Below are 18,342 nucleotides of genomic sequence, written 5' to 3'. Positions count from 1 at the left end.
AGTAAACGGAGGTGTTCAATAATGGCTAAAAAAATTGGAATTGAGCAATCGTTATCAGATGTAGAAGCTGCATTAAAAGAAAAAGGATATGACGTTGTAATGATGAAAAGCCCTGACGATGCAAAAGGCTGTGACTGCTGTGTCGTAACAGGTCTTGATAATAATGTGCAAGGAATAGCCGATACGGTAACACAAGCACCTGTCATTACAGCTTCCGGGATGACTGCTGAAGAAATTTGCAGCGAAGTTGAAAGCAGAATTCAGTAAATAAAAACCGAAGCAAAAAGCTTCGGTTCTTTTATTTATTCTGTTTCTTTAGGAAAAGCACGGTCAAGTGCAGTTTTTATTTCCTTTCTAAGCACTCGCTCAACCCGCCACTGTTCCATATTTTCTGTTTTGGCAATGACTCTGATCACGATTTCAGAAGTGCCCAGTTCTTGAATTCCGATGACATTAGGGCCTTCTTTTATTTGCGGGAGAGCGGCTGCTGTCTCATCACATACTTGCTGTAAAATGTGAATCGTTTCATCAATATTTCTTTCAGCCGGCACTTTAATATCAACCAGAGCCTGCATTGTTCCCCGCGAATGATTGCTCACGTTTGTAATGTTTCTGTTTGGGATATAATGCAGGGTTCCGTCAAAGCTGCGGATTTGAGTGGTTCTTAAGCCAACCTGCTCAACAATCCCGTCAAAGGTGGAAACAGTAATATAATCTCCGACATCCAATTGTTTTTCAAGCAATATAAAAAAACCTGTCACAATGTCGCTGACAAGTCCTTGGGCGCCAAATCCGACAGCCAGTCCGACGATTCCTGCTCCCGCTAAAAGAGCACTTGGATCGTAATGGAACAAATCAAGAACCATGACAAAGAATATAAAAATTAATATGTAAGCAAATATGTTAAGAGTCAGGCTTCGGAGCGTATGTGCACGTCCGATAGACAAGCTGTGCTGCTCCTCGAATTTTGCAAACAGATGTTTAATGATTTTTATGCCTAAAGATCGAACGATAAAATAGAGCAATACCATAATGACGAGTTTAATGAGCAGAATACCGGCATTTGTAATCAGTCCCGCCCAATCGTATTGTTTAATAAAATACATGTTGGAGCTCCTTTTCTGAATTGATTGCTGCACATTGAGATGAGTTACCCTATACATGAATATGTTAAACTCTTTATTCCAAAATGTCGAAACCAAAGACATACAAGATTTGTTAAAAATTTACTCTGAAAATCGGCTCCTATATAATGGGCATTGTGATGTTATTAACGAAATATGGGTAAACATCCTTTACTTTCATGTGAGTCCGGCTTTTAAGCCAAACTATAAATTGGAGGGATACATATGGCAGAACGTATGGTAGGTAAACAGGCTCCTCGTTTTGAAATGGAAGCAGTCCTTGCAAGTAAAGAATTTGGCAAAGTAAGTCTTGAGGAAAACATGAAAAACGACAAATGGACAGTGTTGTTCTTCTATCCAATGGACTTCACTTTTGTTTGTCCGACTGAAATCACAGCAATGTCTGACCGCTATGACGAATTCGAAGATCTTGATGCTGAAGTCATCGGGGTTTCAACTGATACAATCCATACTCATTTGGCGTGGATTAATACAGACCGTAAAGAAAACGGCCTTGGCCAGCTGAAATATCCGCTTGCTGCTGATACAAACCATGAGGTATCCCGTGAATATGGCGTTTTAATCGAAGAAGAAGGTGTGGCCCTGCGTGGATTGTTTATTATCAATCCTGAAGGCGAGCTCCAATATCAAACTGTTTTCCACAACAACATTGGCCGTGACGTTGATGAAACGCTTCGTGTTCTTCAAGCGCTGCAAACTGGCGGACTCTGCCCGGCTAACTGGAAACCAGGCCAAAAAACACTTTAATTCTTTCTAAGGACGAAAAAGGGTCTAACATATTCGTTAGGCCTTTCTGTTTAATAGGAGGGAAAAGCAATGAAATTACGTCAGCCAATGCCTGAATTGACAGGGGAAAAAGCTTGGTTCAATGGTGAAGTAACGAGAGAGCAATTGATCGGGGAAAAGCCGACGCTTATTCATTTTTGGTCCATCAGCTGCCATCTGTGCAAAGAAGCGATGCCACAAGTGAATGAATTTCGTGATAAATATCAAGATAAATTGAACGTTGTAGCTGTGCATATGCCTCGTTCCGAAGATGATCTTGACCTCGGCAAAATTAAAGAAGTAGCTGCTGAACATGACATCACTCAGCCGATTTTTGTTGACAGTGATCATGTTTTAACCGATGCATTTGAAAATGAATATGTGCCTGCATACTATGTGTTTGATAAAACAGGACAGCTCCGTCACTTCCAAGCCGGCGGGAGCGGTATGAAGATGCTTGAAAAACGTGTGAACCGTGTACTGGCTGAAACAGAACAGGCATCTGAATAGTTCTTCATAAAAACCTGATCTCATCAGGTTTTTTTATTTGTGAAAGAAAGCAATCGAAGAAGAGTAAGAAGCTTATTTTTCCAAATTTGGGTATAGGAAATGATGATTTGTTTGATTGATACGCTAAAAAAACAGCTCATTTTTGATGTTTTTCCTCAATTTTAGATAAATTTCATATCCCATAACTCGAAAATTGTAGATATTACACTAAATTTCATTAAAGAAGTAAGTAATATATATATTTTCAACATTATACCAAATGAATTTGAAAGCCCCTCAATCCCTTGTGAATAAAGGACTCTTTTGAAAAATAAAACATTTTCAGAAAATAAGGAATTTTTCATAGAGTAAATATAATAGTAAAATGCTAAAATAATAGTTGATAAAATTACTTTTGTAATCTAATATCTTAATTAAAGATGTTAATTTTGATAGGGGGTACATTGAGGAATGTTTAATGAAAGAGAAGCTTTGCGCTTGCGGTTAGAACAATTAAATGAAGCTGAAGTGAAAGTCATTCGTGAATATCAAATTGAACGTGATAAAATATACGCAAAATTAAGAGAGCTAGACAGAAATGGAAGCCCTTCCGAAATCAAAAAGGATTTCCGTTCTGAAAAAAAACCTGACTCTCTGCCGGTTCTCGCTGAGCTTGCGGCTCAGGAAATCAGAAGCTATCAGCCGCAATCACAGCAGCAGTCTGTTCAGCCTCAGCTTCAATCTATTTCCTCTCTTCCTGCCGGTATACCAGACGGAACAACACGAAGAAGAAGAGGGACAGCAAGACCGGGATCAAAAGCAGCTAAGCTGCGTGAAGCTGCCATTAAAACATTAAAACGCCACAATGCGGCGATTAAGAGCTCTGAGCTTCAAAAAGAGATTGAAAAAGAAAGCGGTCTTGAAATCCCTAATATGACAACGTTTATGCAAAGCTTAATTAAAATGTACCCGGAAGTGAAAAAGCCGTATCGCGGCCAGTACATTTTAGAAGGCGAAATTGAATCAGCTGAATCTGCAGAATCAGCTAATGAATAAAGATACAGAAAAACTGCTTGGCATGGCTCAAGCAGTTTTTTTATTGAGTTTTTTTCTGTGAAGGTTTGTTTTCTTTTTCAAGATTAAGCTTATATACCCACTTTTGATATGGCTTTTCTTCAGCGGCTCTGTTTTTCAGCTCTTCGATTGTATGGCTCATGGCTTGGTCTGATGATTGGGCGCGGGCAAGCTGTTTTTGAAGCGCATGTATCTGCTTGGTGACATCATCAAGTATGGTTTCTACATGATTTGGCTGCGTGTAGACCGCTGGAGTTTCTTCTGCCGTTTTTTCTTTTTGTTTCGTGCCGCCATCAATATCGGCAAAATGAGAAGCAATCCAGGCATCGCTTTCATCAAGCTGCCGTTTATACGATATAATAGTTTCGTGAAATAATTTTTCTTTCGTTTTTTCTATTTCGAGCAGCCTTTCTTTCGTTTCTATGATTCGATCTTTCATATGATCAACTTCTATTTTAATATGTTTTAGCTGATATTCTTTTTCTACCATTTGCTCTTTTAGACGGCCATTTTCGGCTTTTATCAATTCGGTTTGCTGTTTTGCCTGAAGGAGTGCGCCTTGTTCCTGCTCAATAGAGGCCTGAAGATGGCTGATTCGTTTATGAAGATTTTTATTTTCTTCTTCAATTTTGATATTAGCAATATGAAGTTTATGTTTTTCTTCTATTTCGGCTTTGCGTTTATAGGTTTCAGCAGAAAGAAGCTCCTGCAAAGCAACGATTTTATCAAGCAGTTCAGCTCTTATTTGGTGCAGGGTTTGGCTGGTATGGGAGGCGTGTTTTTCCTTCGTTGACATTTGTGTTAATTCGGCAGACAGCTGCTGGAGTTTTTCTTTCATATCATTATTTTCTTTGAGAAGCTTGTTATTTTTCTGATGGAAGTAGCTTGCTTCAAGTTCGGAAATTAGCTTATGGCACCTTGATAGCTCTGATTTTAAATAAAGGTTCTCCTGAGACACGTCGTGGAAAAAAGGACCTGATCTTTTCATTCGAACCATCTCCCTCATGATGTTAACACTACAATATGCAAATACTGAACAGCTATTCCTCTTTAATAAACAGACAAGCATTGGCATTGGGGCTGTGCTTTTGCTATGCTTTTATCGAACTAGAGGTGAGATGACATGAAGCATACAAATGTACTGCTGGCAGGAGGAGCCTCACGCCGCTTCGGAGAACCGAAGGCGTTTGTGAATTGGAGAGGCAAGATGTTTTACGAATGGGCTAAAAAGGCGCTTGGAGAACATACGGTTATCATCAGCCGTCCTGAGTTTATTGATAGATTTCAAGAAAACGGTGAAATCGAAGTGTATCAAGATGCTGAGCCGTTTCAAGGAATGGGGCCTTTGGCTGGTATATATACCGCTTTTAAAAAGACAGACGGTGATCTTTATACTGTTCTTTCCTGTGACACGCCGCTGATACAAAGAAGGACGATGCTGGAGCTCAAGCGTCTGATGACTGAGGGGATAGACGCGGTCGTCCCGATTTCAGACGGACGGGAGCAGCCACTTATTGCAATTTACCATAAACGAATCATGCCCATTCTATATGATCAGCTCTCTGAGAAGAGATTAAGAATATCAGATTTGTTAGGCCGAATTTCGGTTTGTTACGTACAGGCTGAAGAGATCGGGGCAAATCCGGCAGAGTTTATCAATGTTAATACACGTGATGATTTTAGGCGTTTGGAAGAAAAAACGGACTCCTTCAGGTGGGACTGATGGAGCAAAAACATGTTAAGATGACATAAAAGATAAGGAGAACAGGTTTGATGGAGGAGCGTTATTCACGGCAAATCAGATTTAAGCAAATAGGCGAAATAGGCCAGAAAAGACTGGGAGACAGCCATGTGCTGGTTGTCGGAGCTGGAGCGCTTGGGACTGCAGGTGCTGAAGGGCTTTCGAGAGCGGGGGTCGGTACTATTACCATTATTGACCGTGACTATGTGGAGTGGAGCAACCTGCAAAGGCAGCAGCTTTATACAGAAAGCGATGCCAAGCTCCGTATGCCGAAAGCCATGGCTGCCAAAGAGCATCTATCAGCGATTAACAGCGGAATACATATTGAGGCGTATGTTGCCGAAGGAACAGCCGAAACGCTTGAGCCGCTGATTGAAAAAGCAGATGTCGTGATCGACGCGACAGATAATTTTGAAACCCGCATGCTGATAAATGATCTAGCCCAGAAAACAAAGACACCGTGGGTCTATGGTGCTTGTGTAAGCAGCCAGGGGATGTTCATGACTATTATTCCGGGAGAAACCCCTTGTCTGTCTTGTTTGTTTGAGCAAATTCCTGTCGGCGGGGCGACGTGTGATACTGCTGGCATCATTCCGCCCGCTGTGCATATCGTTTCGGCTTATCAGCAGGCTGAGGCTTTAAAGCTGTTAACCGGACAAACAGACGCGATACAGCGCGGTTTTGTGACATTCGATGTCTGGAACAACTCACATATGAAAATTAACGTTGATCATGTACGCCGTGAGGATTGCCCGTCTTGCGGGGCACATGCGGTTTATCCTTATCTCCAAGACTGGAACACACCAAAAGCCGCTGTACTGTGCGGCCGTGATACAGTTCAGGTAAGATCGGAATCATTAAAAAGAATTCCGAAACAGGAGCTCATCAAGCGGCTGAAAACAATCGGCAAGGTCGAGGCCAATGCGTTTTTGCTGCATATTTTTTACGAAGATTACAGAATCGTCATTTTCAATGACGGACGGGCACTGGTGCATGGCACAAATGATGTGAAAGAAGCCAATTCCGTGTTGGCAAGAGTAATTGGATTGTAACAACAGGAGGGGTCAGAATGCTGGAGAAAAGAACACCGATACCGGTAGACGAGGCAGTTCGGCGTGTCAGCTATTTTCAAAAACAAGGGGAAACGGAATGGGTGGCGCTTGAAGAAAGCCTTCATCGATTTTTAGCTGAAGATGTAACAGCGGATCACCACGTACCTGCATTTGACCGTTCGCCATATGACGGTTTTGCTGTCAGAGCGTGCGATACGGCTGAAGCTTCACGTGAGAACCCAGTTCGGTTTGAGGTTATAGATCATATTGGAGCGGGGGCTGTATCTGAAAAAGAACTTGGCCCGTTTCAGGCCGTGCGGATTATGACTGGTGCTCAAATCCCTGAAGGAGCAGATGCTGTCGTCATGATAGAGCTGACTCAACCCTTTGAGGAGAATGGGAAAGCGTTTATGTCTTTAAAACGCCGCTTCCAGCCGGGGGATAATATTTCAAAAACAGGTGAAGACGCTCAAAAAGGGAGTGTTTTATTGAGAAAGGGCACCCGGGTAACACCAGGAGTGTCTGCGCTTTTGGCAACCTTCGGATACGCATCTGTGCCTGTTGTGAGAAAGCCTGTTGTCGGGATTATCGCAACTGGTACAGAATTGCTGAATGTTAGTGATCCACTGGAGCCGGGGAAAATCCGCAACAGCAATGCCAGTATGGTGTATGCGCAAGTGATAGAAGCAGGCGGATCACCGCTTTATTTAGGGAAAATTTCTGATGATCTGGATAAAAGCTTTGCCGCGATCAAAGAAGCAATGAAAAAGGTTGATTTTCTGATTACAACTGGCGGCGTGTCAGTGGGTGATTTTGACTTTTTGCCTGCGATTTATGAAAAACTCGGAGCGGACGTGCTCTTTAATAAAGTTGCCATGCGCCCGGGCAGCGTGACAACGGTGGCGCATGCAAACGATATGCTGCTGTTTGGCCTGTCAGGTAATCCGTCAGCATGCTATGTCGGTTTTGAACTGTTTGTCAAACCGATGATCCAGACTTGGCTGTTCAATGAAAAACCGCATTCAATTTGTGCAGAAGCTGTTTTGACAAAGGATTTTCCAAAGCCGAACCCATTTACCCGATTTGTTCGTGCGTTCGTGTATCACCAGGAAGGGAAGCTGTTGGCGACACCCGTCGGATTAGATAAGTCGAGCTCTGTTACGTCACTTGCAGAAGCAAATGCGTTTATTATCCTGCCGGGCGGCACGAGAGGGTATGAATCAGGCCGAACGGTTCAAGTGCTGCTCATCAGAGAAGAGAATGGAAGTGAATGGCCTTGGTCTGTCCTTTCCCGATCGTCCAAGTTGTAGGATTTCAAAACAGCGGGAAAACAACGTTTATTGAGCGTATTCTTGAAAAAGCCTCTGAACAGGGGCTCAATTTAGGCTGTCTGAAGCATCACGGTCACGGCGGTGAACCGCAAACGTTCACTGAAGGAAAAGACACTGATCGTTACCAAGCGGCAGGTTCTGATGTGACAGCGGTAGAAGGTGCTGGTGTGTTACAGCTGACAGCCCGCCGCAATTGGGATTTGCCACGGCTGATCGAGTTATATCAGTTTCTCGAAACAGACTGCCTTCTGATAGAAGGCTTTAAAAAAGCGTCTTATCCTAAAATAGTTATACTAAGCGAAAAGGAAGATCTAGAAGCGCTGCAGACTGTAAATACAATCGCCATCATCTATAGAAAAAAAGAGCATATGACAGAGCAGCAGGAATTACCCGTTTTTCATGCGGATGATCCGGTTGCGGTGGATTTTGTGCTCTCACAGCTGAAGGGGGAATCGCATAATGGAACGGTTTGAGGTTACGAAAACACCCATTATTACTGAAGACATCGTCAAAAAAGTGGAGAAACGGGAAGCAGGGGCAATTACTACATTTATTGGCACGGTTCGGGAATGGACAAACGGAAAAAGAACGGTTCGCCTTGAATATGAGGCATATGAACCGATGGCCGTACAGATGCTGGCTCAAATCGGGGCTGAAATCGAAGAAAAGTGGGAAGGCGCTTCAGCGGCGATCACGCACCGCATAGGTGTGCTGGATATCGGTGAAGCAGCGGTCGTGATCGCTGTATCTTCTCCCCATCGAAAAGCTGCTTATGAAGCCAATGAGTATGCGATCGAACGAATTAAACAGATTGTGCCGATTTGGAAAAAAGAAATTTGGGAAGACGGTGAGCAATGGATCGGCGACCAGCTTGAAACAACAGCTTATCCGAACGGAAAACCAGATCTAAGCGAGGGAGAGCAGCATGATTAAAATTCTTTTATTTGCAGGGCTTGCCGAACAGGCCGGCACACAAACATTGGAAATAGATATGGAACAAGCAACAACAGATGAAATAAAAGTGAGTCTAAAAGAACAATACGGCCTCGAATCTATTGATACAGCTATGATTGCCGTTAACGAAAGCTATGTAAAAGAAAATACCTCCGTATCTTCAGGTGACACGGTAGCCATCATTCCGCCGGTCAGCGGTGGATGAAAACCGGACGGCATTCAGCCTCCGGTTTTTCTGTATTTTTTTCGCATATCCCCAAGCATCCTCAGCATACAATGATTTTCTGTAAGCGTTTATTCTACATATAAGTGACTCCCTATAAAGTAAGAGACCCACTCCATCATTAGACTGAATTTTTGAAAAACAATAGAAATTTATTTCGGGTATCGATATAGTAAAGATGATAAAAATTGGAAAGGTGCTGGATATGGAGACATTTAAAAGATTAAAAATGTTTTATTGGCCGTACAGAAAAGTGTTTATGTGGTCGCTTCTGGCCATGCTTTTGATGACTGCGATTACTGTCGTTTACCCGATTATCCTGCAAATTACGATTGATGAAATCGTACTGGGACGGCAGTATCAGCTTGCAACATGGGTCAGCTTAGGATTTATTGCGGTAATGGCCTTGAAAGGAACCGCCACTTTTTTTCATCAATATTTAGGTGATATGTTTGGAATCAAATCTGTTTATCGGCTGAGAAATGGTCTGTATGAAAAACTGCAGCGGCTTTCTTTTTCTTATTATGATAATGCGAAAACAGGAGATTTGATGTCCAGGCTGACAGCTGATGTTGAAGGGCTTCGTTTTTTCTTATCATACGGTCTCGCTGAGCTCATTCGATTCGGCCTGCTGGTCGCCATCAGCCTGTCAGTCATGTTTTACTATTCTGTTCCACTTACGCTTGTGACCATAGCTGTTCTGCCATTTCTCGCTGTTGCGGTATATCAGTTTGACAAAAGGGTCCATCCTGCCTTTAGAGGCATCCGCAAATCGTTTGCGAAACTCAATACAAAAGTCCAAGAAAATATCAGCGGCATCAATACGGTTAAATCTCTTTCAAGGGAAGATTTTCAGATCAGCACTTTTAATAAAGCCAATGCGGAATACAGGGCACAATATTTACAAACATCATCCATTTGGTCTGCGTATTTCCCTTTAATGGAGTTCATCGGGAACATTTGTATTGTAGCTCTCCTCTCATACGGCGGCTACTTAGTCATGCAAAATCAGCTTAATCCCGGCGAGCTTGTCGCTTTTTTCAGCCTCGTCAATTATATGATGTGGCCGATTATGAACTTAGGCTTTGTAATCAATATGTTCTCTCAAGCAAAAGCGTCAGGTGAACGCCTGCTGGAAATTCTGGAAAAAGAAGAAGACATCACAGACCATGCTCATGCTTTGCATAAACAAAAATTAACCGGAAATGTCCATTTCAAAAATGTTTCTCTTGCATACGGAAAAGAACAAACAAACGCGCTGTGCAATGTAAGCTTTGAGGCAAACAGCGGGAAGATAATCGGACTATTGGGCCCGACAGGTTCAGGCAAAAGCTCAGTTACACAGCTCCTCACCAGATTTTACAGCCCTGTTGGCGGAATGATTACCATCGATCACAAACCCATCACAGATTATTCGTTAAAAACCCTTCGCTCCAATATCGGGGTCGTACTTCAAGAATCTTTTCTGTTTTCATCTACGATTCGATCAAACATTTCGTACGGGAGGCCGGATGCCTCAATGGATGACATCATCGAAGCGGCAAAAAGGGCGCAGGCTCACGACTTTATTATGGAGCTTCCTGATGGATATGACACCATGCTGGGAGAGAGGGGAATGGGACTTTCCGGCGGACAGAAACAGCGTATCGCCATTGCGAGAGCCATTTGTTTGAACCCGAGCGTTTTAATATTGGACGATGCCACAAGCGCAGTAGATATGCAAACGGAGCACAGCATACAGCTTGCCTTAAAAGAAGTCATGAAAAATCGCACAACCTTTATCATCGCTCACCGCATTTCTTCATTGAAACACGCCGATGAAATTCTCGTTTTTAATAAAGGGCGCATTTGTGAAAGGGGAACACATCACGAGCTTCTTGAAAAAGGCGGCTACTATAAAAAGATTTACGATTTGCAATATCGTGATGTCAAAATGATCAATGAGCCGCATCAGGTCGGATAGGGAGGGCCATATGAAACAAGCAAAAAAACAGGGGATTTTGGAGCGTTTCTATTATTCTTCAGATGAAATCATTGAAAAACCGTTTAACTGGGCTCAAATGTGGCGGCTGCTGAGTTATGTCAAACCTTATCGAAAAACAATTTTGCCGCTTTCCTTTCTCACTGTATTGATTGGGACTGCTGTGAAGCTTGTGATTCCTATTCTGATCGGTATTTATGTTCTCGATCAAGCGATTACAGCGAGAAACTCGGAGCTGCTGACCCAGCTCATTTTTATCATTAGCGGTTTATATGTGCTCAATTATGCCGCCAATGTGTTAAGAATCAGGTGGATGAATCAGCTTGGGCAGCATGTGATTTACGATTTGCGCCAGCATTTATTTACCCATGTGCAGCGCTTATCCCATCGATTTTTTGATCAGCGGTCGGCCGGATCGATCTTGGTCAGGATTATGAATGATATTAACTCTCTTCAAGAGCTCTTTACAAGCGGAGTCATCAACTTATTGACCGACTTGCTCCTTCTGGCCGGTGTTATCATCATTTTGTTTACGCTGAGTCCTGAGCTGACTATTGCCATTATGGTGACACTGCCGATCATGTTTTTTATTTCAACAAGTCTCAGAAAAAAAATACGCCGCTCCTGGCAAACGGTGCGCCTTAAGCAATCGAAGCTCAATTCTCATCTGAATGAAAGCATTCAGGGCATCCGTGTCACGCAGGCATTTACGCAGGAAGAAGAAAACATGGCGTTTTTTGACGGCGTCAATCAGGAGAACTATCAATCATGGAGGGAAGCAACAAGAAAAAATGCCATGTTCCGTCCGTTGGTAGAAATGACGAATGCGATAGGAACGGCTGTTTTGATTTGGTATGGCGCCACACTCATCATGAATGAAACCATCACGATTGGCGTCTTCGTTTCTTTTGCCTTCTATCTGGGCATGTTTTGGGAACCTATTTCGAGACTGGGCCAGGTTTATAACCAGCTGTTAATGGGGATGGCATCATCCGAACGGATTTTTGAGTTTCTGGACGAACAGCCAAATGTCAAGGAGAAGCCGGATGCCATTCATAAGAAAAAGATAAGTGGGGAGATCAGTTTTGAAGAGGTTGAATTTTCGTATGATGAAAAACGAAAAGCCCTTCACGCGGTTTCCTTCTCTATCCCGGCGGGCTCGACGCTTGCGCTTGTCGGACATACGGGGAGCGGGAAAACGACGATCGCCAATTTAATCAGCCGTTTTTATGATGCCACGGGAGGCACCATTAAAATAGACGGCATTCCGATAAAGGATCTCTCCCTTGCCAGTCTGCGCACTCAAATCAGCATTGTGCTGCAAGATACATTTATTTTCTCCGGGACCATCATGGAAAATATTCGTTTTGGCCGGCCGGGTGCTTCAGACGAAGAAGTGATGAAAGCAGCCAAAGCGGTCGGAGCGGATGAATTTATTTCTGGTTTAGCAGAAGGATACAAAACAGAGGTGGAGGAAAGGGGCAGCGTACTGTCTGCCGGACAGCGCCAGCTCATTTCCTTTGCAAGAGCATTGCTCGCCGATCCAGCTATTATCATCCTTGACGAAGCAACGGCCAGTATTGATACAGAGACGGAGGTGAAAATTCAGCAGGCGTTAAAAACGCTGCTGAATGGGCGTACAGCAGTGATGATCGCCCACAGATTGTCCACAATCCGCGACGCCGACCGCATCATTGTTCTTGATCACGGCAAGAAAATGGAAGAAGGAAACCATGACCAGCTGCTCGCTAAAGGGGGCATCTATGCCGGGCTTGTAAAAGCGCAATATAGTGCAGCGATAGAATAATATAAAAAGCCTTCAGTTATATATTGAAGGCTTTTGGAAATTTATTAGAAAAACATGAAACTTTTTGATGCCTCTCCCGTACTATTTGTTAGATATTCTCGAGGAGGTTTTATAATGGAAACAAATGTAGAAAAAAACAGCGGAATGGCGACTGAAAAGCCATCACTTTTCGGAGTGATCACAAGTCCGTCCGTTCAATTTGAAAGAATAAGAGAAAGACCGGCTGTATGGGGACCGCTTTTTATTGTTGCAGCGATTATCATCGTCGGCGCGGTACTGCAATCACTCGGTACGGATTATAGTGAGCTTTTGAAAAGCGGGGACACTCAAGGGCTATCAGCTGAACAAATTGAAACTGTCGCAACAATAACCAAATTTGGAGGAATGGCAGGCGCTATTTTCGGCGGTATCGCAGCGTTATTTATTGCCCCTCTTATTTATTGGCTCTGTGTAAAAATATCAGGCGGAGTTACGACATACAAAAAAATGCTTTCTCTCGGTCTGTTTGTCTCTTTGATTAGCAGTCTTGGATTATTGGTTAATGGAATTGTTGCTTTTACGACTGACGTGAATCCTCTTTACAGCACGACGTCACTGGCAGGGATTATCCCATCTGACGGAGCTCTTGCCAGCGTGTTAAATACCTTTGAGATATTCAGTATATGGAGCTATGTATTATTGGCAATCGGACTTCACAAAACAGGCGGCATCTCAAAAAAAGCAGGATGGATTTCAGTGATTGTTCTTTTCGGGATTCTGGTCGCATTTTCGTTCTTTTCAGGTTTAATCAATTCTGTGGCGGGTGCATAAACTTATGAAAAAAGTCTGGATCGGAATTGGAATCGCAGTTTTAGTCGCTCTTTTTATTGGAATGAATATTTACCGGTCTGCCGCTCCGACAAGCGGCAGCGCTGGCCAGAAGATACAGACGGGAGGCCTCGAAGAAAAAGAAATCTCGTCAACGGTTATGGTTCCCGGCACACTTAAATTTTCAAATGAACAGTATGTGTTTTATGAAGCGGATAAAGGGACATTAGAAGACATTAAAGTAAAGGAAGGCGATAAAGTTAAAAAGGGCACGCCTTTGATCACCTATACAAATGAGCAGCTGAGCCTGGAAAAAGAACAGAACCAGTTAACGGCTCAATCGAATCAGCTTCAAATTGACCAAATACAAGAAAAGTTAAAAGCCTTAGACAGCAAAGAAAAAGAACTGGAAAAACAGGTTGGCAAGAAAGAAGCAGAAAAACAAATTGAATCTGAGCGGACGGAGCTTCAAATGCAGGAAAAAGCTGCTGAGATCGAATTAAAACAAACCGAGCTTCAGCGGCAGTCACTTGCCAATCGGGTGTCAGATCTTCAAGTGAAAAGCGAAATCGAAGGCACCGTTATTTCTGTCAACCAAGAAGCGGCATCCAAAAAATCAGATATTCAAGAGCCTGTCATACATATCGGCAACCCGAAAGACCTTGTCGTCTCAGGGAAATTGTCTGAATACGATACACTGAAAGTCAAAAAAGGCCAGAAGGTCACACTCACTTCAGATGTTATTCAGGATAAAACATGGAAAGGCACAGTTTCCGCAGTCGGACTTGTTCCGGACCAGCAGGAAAGCACTGCGGCACAAGGAACAGAACAAGCGGTCCAGTACCCGCTTCAAGTGAAAATAAAAGGGAATCTTCCAGAAGGAAAGCCAGGGTTTAAATTCATCATGAATATTGAAACAGATAAGCGGAAAGCAAATACGCTTCCTTCAAAGGCAGTCAAAAAAGAAGATGATCAATATTATGTGTATACAGTAAAAGACGGAAAAGCAAAACGAGTTGATGTCAAAATCGGTCAAGTAACAGATGATCTGACAGAAATTAAAGAGGGAATTTCTCAAGATGATCAAGTCATTTTGAATCCTTCTGATCAGGTAACCGATGGAACGGAAGTGAAAGCATAAATGATTCAGCTTTCTAATGTGCGAAAAAGCTACCAGATCGGCAAGGAAACGTTTGATGTTCTCCATTCTATTGATTTGGACATTCATCAAGGGGAATATGTCTCGATTATGGGGCCGTCAGGATCAGGGAAATCGACGATCATGAATATTATCGGATGTCTTGACCGGCCGACTTCCGGTACGTATAAATTAGACGGCGAAGATATTTCTTCATATAAAGATAAAGAATTGGCGGCAGTCCGTAACCGGTCTATCGGTTTTGTATTTCAGCAATTTCAGCTTCTTCCGCGGCTGAACGCAAAAAAAAATGTTGAACTGCCGATGATTTATTCCGGTATAGGCAAAAAAGAACGGCAAGAACGGGCTGAGAAAGCGTTGGAAAAGGTCGGGTTAGCCGATCGAATGCTCCACATGCCCAATGAGCTGTCGGGCGGACAGAAGCAGCGGGTGGCGATTGCGAGGGCGATCGTGAATGAGCCAAAATTGATTTTAGCTGATGAACCGACCGGCGCGCTGGATACGAAAACAAGCGAGGCGATTATGGATCAATTTACAGCATTAAATGCCGAAGGAACGACAATCGTTCTTGTTACTCACGAGCCGGAAGTTGCAGATTGCACGAATCGGATCGTCATGGTGCGTGACGGAAACATTGTTCCTGCCAGCTCCGGACAAAGGGGTGTGGGAGAATGAGCCTGTTAGAAAACATCAGAATGGCTCTAAGCTCTGTCCTTGCCCATAAAATGCGTTCGATTTTAACGATGCTCGGCATTATCATTGGTGTAGGCTCTGTCATTGTTGTCGTTGCGGTAGGACAGGGCGGCGAGCAAATGCTGAAGCAGTCGATCAGCGGCCCAGGAAATACCGTGGAGCTGTACTATATGCCAAGCGATGAGGAGCTTGCAAGCAATCCGAACGCCTTAGCAGAATCTACTTTTACAGAAAACGATATTAAAGGTTTAAAAGAGATAGAGGGCATCAAACAAGTCGTTGCCTCGACTTCTGAAAGTATGACAGCACGTTATCATGAGGAAGAAACCGATGTTACGATTAACGGCATAAACGATGGATACATGAATGCTAATTCTTTAGAAATCGATAGCGGCCGAACCTTTAACGACAATGATTTTCTCGCGGGGAAAAGAGCCGGAGTCATCTCTCAAAAGATGGCTGAAGAGATGTTTAATAAAACCTCCCCTCTCGGTGAAGTAGTCTGGATCAACGGACAGCCTGTTGAAATTATCGGCGTGCTGAAAAAAGAAACAGGCTTGCTTTCTTTCGGTTTAAGTGAAATGTATGTGCCATTTAATATGATGAAATCCTCTTTTGGCACAAGTGATTTCAGTAATGTATCATTGCAAGTTGAATCAGCAGATGACATAAAATCAGCTGGAAAAGAAGCGGCACAGCTGGTAAATGACAATCATGGCACAGAGGATTCGTATCAAGTGATGAACATGGAAGAGATTGCTGCCGGGATTGGCAAAGTAACGGCGATTATGACGACGATTATCGGCTCAATTGCAGGGATCTCTCTTTTGGTGGGCGGAATCGGTGTCATGAATATTATGCTCGTATCAGTCACAGAACGGACGCGAGAAATCGGAATCAGAAAATCACTCGGTGCGACGAGGGGGCAGATTCTGACTCAGTTTTTAATTGAATCAGTCGTATTGACGCTTATCGGCGGACTGATTGGGATTGGAATCGGATACGGAGGGGCCGCGCTTGTTTCTGCCATTGCGGGCTGGCCGTCACTCATATCCTGGCAGGTTGTATGCGGGGGCGTGCTGTTCAGTATGCTCATTGGTGTTATTTTCGGCATGCTTCCTGCAAATAAAGCCGCAAAGCTTGATCCGATTGAAGCGCTGCGTTATGAGTAACCTCATGCAACATGCATGAGGTTTTTTTATGTTTAATGGTTTCTACTATGAATATAAAAGACTTTTTTCATTAAAATAAGAAGAAAATGTCGTACAATTGTCCTTATTTTTGTCGAATTTACAGTTTACAAACCCTATAGACATACGTTAATATGGAGAAACGTGAAAGATTTTGATAGTTATTGAATGAATTTGAATGATTTTAGTTGCCTAAATTGAAAAGAGCGTTTACAATGAAATTGTATTCAAAATGAATACGTTTTCATTAGGAGGTGAAGCATGTTAACTCCTGAACGGCATCAATTGATTATTGATCAAATAGAAAAGTATGATGTGGTAAAAATTCAAGAGCTCATAAATCTGACAAATGCTTCTGAATCAACAATCAGAAGAGATTTATCGACACTTGAAGAACGCGGTTTTTTAAAGCGTGTTCATGGGGGAGCGGCCAAGCTTTCCGATATCAGACTTGAACCCGATATGCTTGAAAAATCATCCAAAAACCTTCACGACAAATTGAAGATTGCTGAAAAAGCTGCTTCACTTTTAGAAGAAGGGGACTGCATTTACCTTGATGCAGGCACGACGACTTTGCACATGATTGATTTTATGGATAAAAGCAAAGATATTGTCGTTGTCACAAACGGGGTGATGCATATCGAAGCATTAATAAGGAAAGAAATTTCTTTTTATCTGCTTGGAGGATACGTAAAGCACAGAACGGGCGCGGTTATTGGAGGCGCTTCACTGATTGCCATGGATCAGTACAGATTCGACAAGAGCTTTCTGGGGACAAACGGTGTCCATACAGAGGCTGGCTTCACAACGCCGGACCCTGATGAGGCCCTTTTAAAACAGAAAGCTGTCAAACAGGCAAAACACGCTTACGTCTTAGCAGACCCTTCGAAATTCGGAGAAATTTCATTTTCGGCATTCGCCGGAATAGGCGACGCAACAATCATTACGACTGACGCTGAAGAGCTTACATTCGATAATTACCAAGAAAAAACTGTCGTAAAGGTAGTGAAACCATGATTTACACTGTAACACTTAATCCATCTGTCGATTATATTGTTCACGTTGAAGATTTTACTGTAGGAGGCCTGAACCGTTCCGCATACGATACAAAGTATCCAGGGGGCAAAGGCATCAACGTATCGAGACTGCTGAAAAGACACCATGTACCGTCTAAAGCGCTCGGATTCGTCGGCGGATTTACCGGAGAATATATCAAAACATTTTTGCGGGAAGAGAACCTGGAAACAGCTTTTTCTGAAGTAAAAGGAGATACCCGTATCAATGTAAAGCTGAAAACTGGTGATGAAACTGAAATTAACGGGCAGGGACCGACAATTTCGGGTGAAGATTTCAAAGCCTTTTTAGAACAGTTCCAATCTCTGCAAGAGGGAGATATCGTCGTCCTTGCGGGAAGCATTCCATCTTCACTGCCTCACGATACTTATGAAAAAATCGCAGAGGCCTGCAAACAGCAGAACGCACGAGTTGTTCTGGATATCTCAGGCGAGGCGCTTTTGAAAGCGACAGAAATGAAACCGTTTTTGATGAAGCCAAACCATCATGAGCTTGGAGAAATGTTCGGCACGACAATTACATCTGTTGAAGAAGCAGTTCCTTATGGGAAAAAGCTTGTAGAACAAGGTGCTGAACATGTAATCGTATCCATGGCAGGAGACGGAGCGCTTCTGTTTACGAACGAAGGTGTTTATTTTGCTAACGTGCCAAAGGGGAAATTGGTAAACTCAGTCGGAGCGGGAGATTCCGTCGTTGCAGGGTTCCTTGCCGGTATTTCCAAACAGCTGCCGCTTGAAGAAGCATTCCGCTTAGGAGTGACATCAGGCAGCGCTACCGCGTTCTCTGAAGAACTTGGAACAGAAGAATTTGTCCAGCAGCTTCTTCCTGAAGTTAAGGTCACACGTCTATAGAGGAGG

Annotated in this window: 20 protein-coding genes; 18 read left to right on the top strand and 2 right to left on the bottom strand. The window is 43.2% G+C overall.

Going from position 1 to position 18,342, the window contains the following annotated elements; all coding sequences use genetic code 11:
- Positions 1 to 21 precede the first annotated feature (21 nt).
- On the top strand, positions 22 to 267 hold the full coding sequence (locus AC0C66_RS12365; RefSeq protein WP_003218684.1) for a YkuS family protein: 246 nt from the start codon (positions 22 to 24) through the stop codon (positions 265 to 267).
- 35 nt (positions 268 to 302) lie between these two features.
- Here the strand turns inward: AC0C66_RS12365 and mscT are convergent, their stop codons facing one another.
- On the bottom strand, positions 303 to 1,106 hold the full coding sequence (gene mscT / locus AC0C66_RS12360; protein WP_014113625.1) for a small-conductance mechanosensitive channel protein MscT: 804 nt from the start codon (positions 1,104 to 1,106) through the stop codon (positions 303 to 305).
- A gap of 243 nt (positions 1,107 to 1,349) precedes the next feature.
- Here mscT and ahpA point away from each other — a divergent pair, with 243 nt between their 5' ends.
- From ahpA to rok, 3 genes are all read left to right on the top strand, one after another.
- Complete coding sequence (ahpA, locus tag AC0C66_RS12355) at positions 1,350 to 1,892, top strand: biofilm-specific peroxidase AhpA (protein WP_003245371.1); 543 nt, start codon at positions 1,350 to 1,352, stop codon at positions 1,890 to 1,892.
- Positions 1,893 to 1,961: 69 nt separating this feature from the next.
- On the top strand, positions 1,962 to 2,420 hold the full coding sequence (gene ykuV, locus AC0C66_RS12350; protein ID WP_014113626.1) for a thiol-disulfide oxidoreductase YkuV: 459 nt from the start codon (positions 1,962 to 1,964) through the stop codon (positions 2,418 to 2,420).
- 450 nt (positions 2,421 to 2,870) lie between these two features.
- On the top strand, positions 2,871 to 3,455 hold the full coding sequence (rok, locus tag AC0C66_RS12345; protein WP_014113628.1) for a transcriptional regulator Rok: 585 nt from the start codon (positions 2,871 to 2,873) through the stop codon (positions 3,453 to 3,455).
- A gap of 40 nt (positions 3,456 to 3,495) precedes the next feature.
- Here rok and cse15 read toward each other — a convergent pair whose 3' ends face one another.
- Entirely contained in the window at positions 3,496 to 4,461 is a 966-nt protein-coding gene (gene cse15 / locus AC0C66_RS12340; protein WP_072182656.1) for a spore protein Cse15, read from the bottom strand.
- 135 nt (positions 4,462 to 4,596) lie between these two features.
- Here cse15 and AC0C66_RS12335 point away from each other — a divergent pair, with 135 nt between their 5' ends.
- From AC0C66_RS12335 to pfkB, 14 genes are all read left to right on the top strand, one after another.
- Entirely contained in the window at positions 4,597 to 5,196 is a 600-nt protein-coding gene (locus AC0C66_RS12335; RefSeq protein WP_072182655.1) for a molybdenum cofactor guanylyltransferase, read from the top strand.
- A gap of 50 nt (positions 5,197 to 5,246) precedes the next feature.
- A complete protein-coding gene (locus tag AC0C66_RS12330; protein WP_461845726.1) occupies positions 5,247 to 6,266 on the top strand; it encodes a molybdopterin-synthase adenylyltransferase MoeB in 1,020 nt (339 codons plus the stop codon).
- A 17-nt stretch (positions 6,267 to 6,283) separates the two neighbouring features.
- On the top strand, positions 6,284 to 7,576 hold the full coding sequence (locus AC0C66_RS12325) for a molybdopterin molybdotransferase MoeA (protein WP_014113632.1): 1,293 nt from the start codon (positions 6,284 to 6,286) through the stop codon (positions 7,574 to 7,576).
- On the top strand, positions 7,537 to 8,070 hold the full coding sequence (gene mobB, locus AC0C66_RS12320; protein WP_072182653.1) for a molybdopterin-guanine dinucleotide biosynthesis protein B: 534 nt from the start codon (positions 7,537 to 7,539) through the stop codon (positions 8,068 to 8,070). The genes AC0C66_RS12325 and mobB overlap by 40 nt, the downstream gene beginning before the upstream one ends.
- Positions 8,057 to 8,530 carry a molybdenum cofactor biosynthesis protein MoaE gene (locus AC0C66_RS12315; protein WP_014113634.1) on the top strand — a complete coding sequence of 158 codons (474 nt, stop codon included), beginning with the start codon at positions 8,057 to 8,059 and terminating at the stop codon, positions 8,528 to 8,530. The genes mobB and AC0C66_RS12315 overlap by 14 nt, the downstream gene beginning before the upstream one ends.
- The gene (gene moaD, locus AC0C66_RS12310) at positions 8,523 to 8,756 is read left to right on the top strand and encodes a molybdopterin converting factor subunit 1 (protein ID WP_072182652.1); all 234 of its coding nucleotides are present in this window, start codon (positions 8,523 to 8,525) and stop codon (positions 8,754 to 8,756) included. The genes AC0C66_RS12315 and moaD overlap by 8 nt, the downstream gene beginning before the upstream one ends.
- 223 nt (positions 8,757 to 8,979) lie before the next feature.
- Positions 8,980 to 10,737 carry an ABC transporter ATP-binding protein gene (locus AC0C66_RS12305; RefSeq protein ID WP_072182651.1) on the top strand — a complete coding sequence of 586 codons (1,758 nt, stop codon included), beginning with the start codon at positions 8,980 to 8,982 and terminating at the stop codon, positions 10,735 to 10,737.
- Between the two features lie 10 nt (positions 10,738 to 10,747).
- The gene (locus AC0C66_RS12300) at positions 10,748 to 12,562 is read left to right on the top strand and encodes an ABC transporter ATP-binding protein (RefSeq protein ID WP_072182650.1); all 1,815 of its coding nucleotides are present in this window, start codon (positions 10,748 to 10,750) and stop codon (positions 12,560 to 12,562) included.
- 114 nt (positions 12,563 to 12,676) lie between these two features.
- Positions 12,677 to 13,372, top strand: coding sequence for a YknW family membrane protein (gene yknW / locus AC0C66_RS12295; protein WP_072182649.1), 696 nt, complete (start codon positions 12,677 to 12,679; stop codon positions 13,370 to 13,372).
- A gap of 4 nt (positions 13,373 to 13,376) precedes the next feature.
- Complete coding sequence (locus AC0C66_RS12290; protein WP_072182648.1) at positions 13,377 to 14,510, top strand: efflux RND transporter periplasmic adaptor subunit; 1,134 nt, start codon at positions 13,377 to 13,379, stop codon at positions 14,508 to 14,510.
- Entirely contained in the window at positions 14,511 to 15,203 is a 693-nt protein-coding gene (gene yknY / locus AC0C66_RS12285; RefSeq protein ID WP_072182647.1) for an ABC transporter ATP-binding protein YknY, read from the top strand.
- Positions 15,200 to 16,393: a sporulation-delaying-protein transporter subunit SkiZ gene (skiZ, locus tag AC0C66_RS12280; protein WP_072182646.1), complete on the top strand. Its 1,194-nt coding sequence runs from the start codon at positions 15,200 to 15,202 to the stop codon at positions 16,391 to 16,393. Before yknY ends, skiZ begins: the two co-directional genes overlap by 4 nt.
- A gap of 279 nt (positions 16,394 to 16,672) precedes the next feature.
- Positions 16,673 to 17,428: a DeoR/GlpR family DNA-binding transcription regulator gene (locus tag AC0C66_RS12275; RefSeq protein WP_003218720.1), complete on the top strand. Its 756-nt coding sequence runs from the start codon at positions 16,673 to 16,675 to the stop codon at positions 17,426 to 17,428.
- Entirely contained in the window at positions 17,425 to 18,336 is a 912-nt protein-coding gene (gene pfkB, locus AC0C66_RS12270) for a 1-phosphofructokinase (RefSeq protein ID WP_079288731.1), read from the top strand. The genes AC0C66_RS12275 and pfkB overlap by 4 nt, the downstream gene beginning before the upstream one ends.
- The last annotated feature ends 6 nt before the right edge of the window (positions 18,337 to 18,342 follow it).

This window comes from Bacillus sp. VA13, from assembly GCF_055710085.1.
This window is presented reverse-complemented; position numbering and strand designations above follow the sequence as displayed.

Bases quoted from the DNA above. Each gene is read 5' to 3' on its own strand.
- skiZ (WP_072182646.1), top strand. From the start codon at position 15,200: ATGAGCCTGTTAGAAAACATCAGAATGGCTCTAAGCTCTGTCCTTGCC.
- AC0C66_RS12275 (WP_003218720.1), top strand. From the start codon at position 16,673: ATGTTAACTCCTGAACGGCATCAATTGATTATTGATCAAATAGAAAAG.
- pfkB (WP_079288731.1), top strand. From the start codon at position 17,425: ATGATTTACACTGTAACACTTAATCCATCTGTCGATTATATTGTTCAC.
- AC0C66_RS12325 (WP_014113632.1), top strand. From the start codon at position 6,284: ATGCTGGAGAAAAGAACACCGATACCGGTAGACGAGGCAGTTCGGCGT.
- rok (WP_014113628.1), top strand. From the start codon at position 2,871: ATGTTTAATGAAAGAGAAGCTTTGCGCTTGCGGTTAGAACAATTAAAT.
- ykuV (WP_014113626.1), top strand. From the start codon at position 1,962: ATGAAATTACGTCAGCCAATGCCTGAATTGACAGGGGAAAAAGCTTGG.
- mscT (WP_014113625.1), bottom strand. From the start codon at position 1,106: ATGTATTTTATTAAACAATACGATTGGGCGGGACTGATTACAAATGCC.
- AC0C66_RS12290 (WP_072182648.1), top strand. From the start codon at position 13,377: ATGAAAAAAGTCTGGATCGGAATTGGAATCGCAGTTTTAGTCGCTCTT.
- moaD (WP_072182652.1), top strand. From the start codon at position 8,523: ATGATTAAAATTCTTTTATTTGCAGGGCTTGCCGAACAGGCCGGCACA.
- cse15 (WP_072182656.1), bottom strand. From the start codon at position 4,461: ATGAAAAGATCAGGTCCTTTTTTCCACGACGTGTCTCAGGAGAACCTT.
- yknW (WP_072182649.1), top strand. From the start codon at position 12,677: ATGGAAACAAATGTAGAAAAAAACAGCGGAATGGCGACTGAAAAGCCA.
- AC0C66_RS12300 (WP_072182650.1), top strand. From the start codon at position 10,748: ATGAAACAAGCAAAAAAACAGGGGATTTTGGAGCGTTTCTATTATTCT.
- AC0C66_RS12365 (WP_003218684.1), top strand. From the start codon at position 22: ATGGCTAAAAAAATTGGAATTGAGCAATCGTTATCAGATGTAGAAGCT.
- ahpA (WP_003245371.1), top strand. From the start codon at position 1,350: ATGGCAGAACGTATGGTAGGTAAACAGGCTCCTCGTTTTGAAATGGAA.
- AC0C66_RS12305 (WP_072182651.1), top strand. From the start codon at position 8,980: ATGGAGACATTTAAAAGATTAAAAATGTTTTATTGGCCGTACAGAAAA.
- yknY (WP_072182647.1), top strand. From the start codon at position 14,511: ATGATTCAGCTTTCTAATGTGCGAAAAAGCTACCAGATCGGCAAGGAA.
- AC0C66_RS12335 (WP_072182655.1), top strand. From the start codon at position 4,597: ATGAAGCATACAAATGTACTGCTGGCAGGAGGAGCCTCACGCCGCTTC.
- mobB (WP_072182653.1), top strand. From the start codon at position 7,537: ATGGCCTTGGTCTGTCCTTTCCCGATCGTCCAAGTTGTAGGATTTCAA.
- AC0C66_RS12330 (WP_461845726.1), top strand. From the start codon at position 5,247: ATGGAGGAGCGTTATTCACGGCAAATCAGATTTAAGCAAATAGGCGAA.
- AC0C66_RS12315 (WP_014113634.1), top strand. From the start codon at position 8,057: ATGGAACGGTTTGAGGTTACGAAAACACCCATTATTACTGAAGACATC.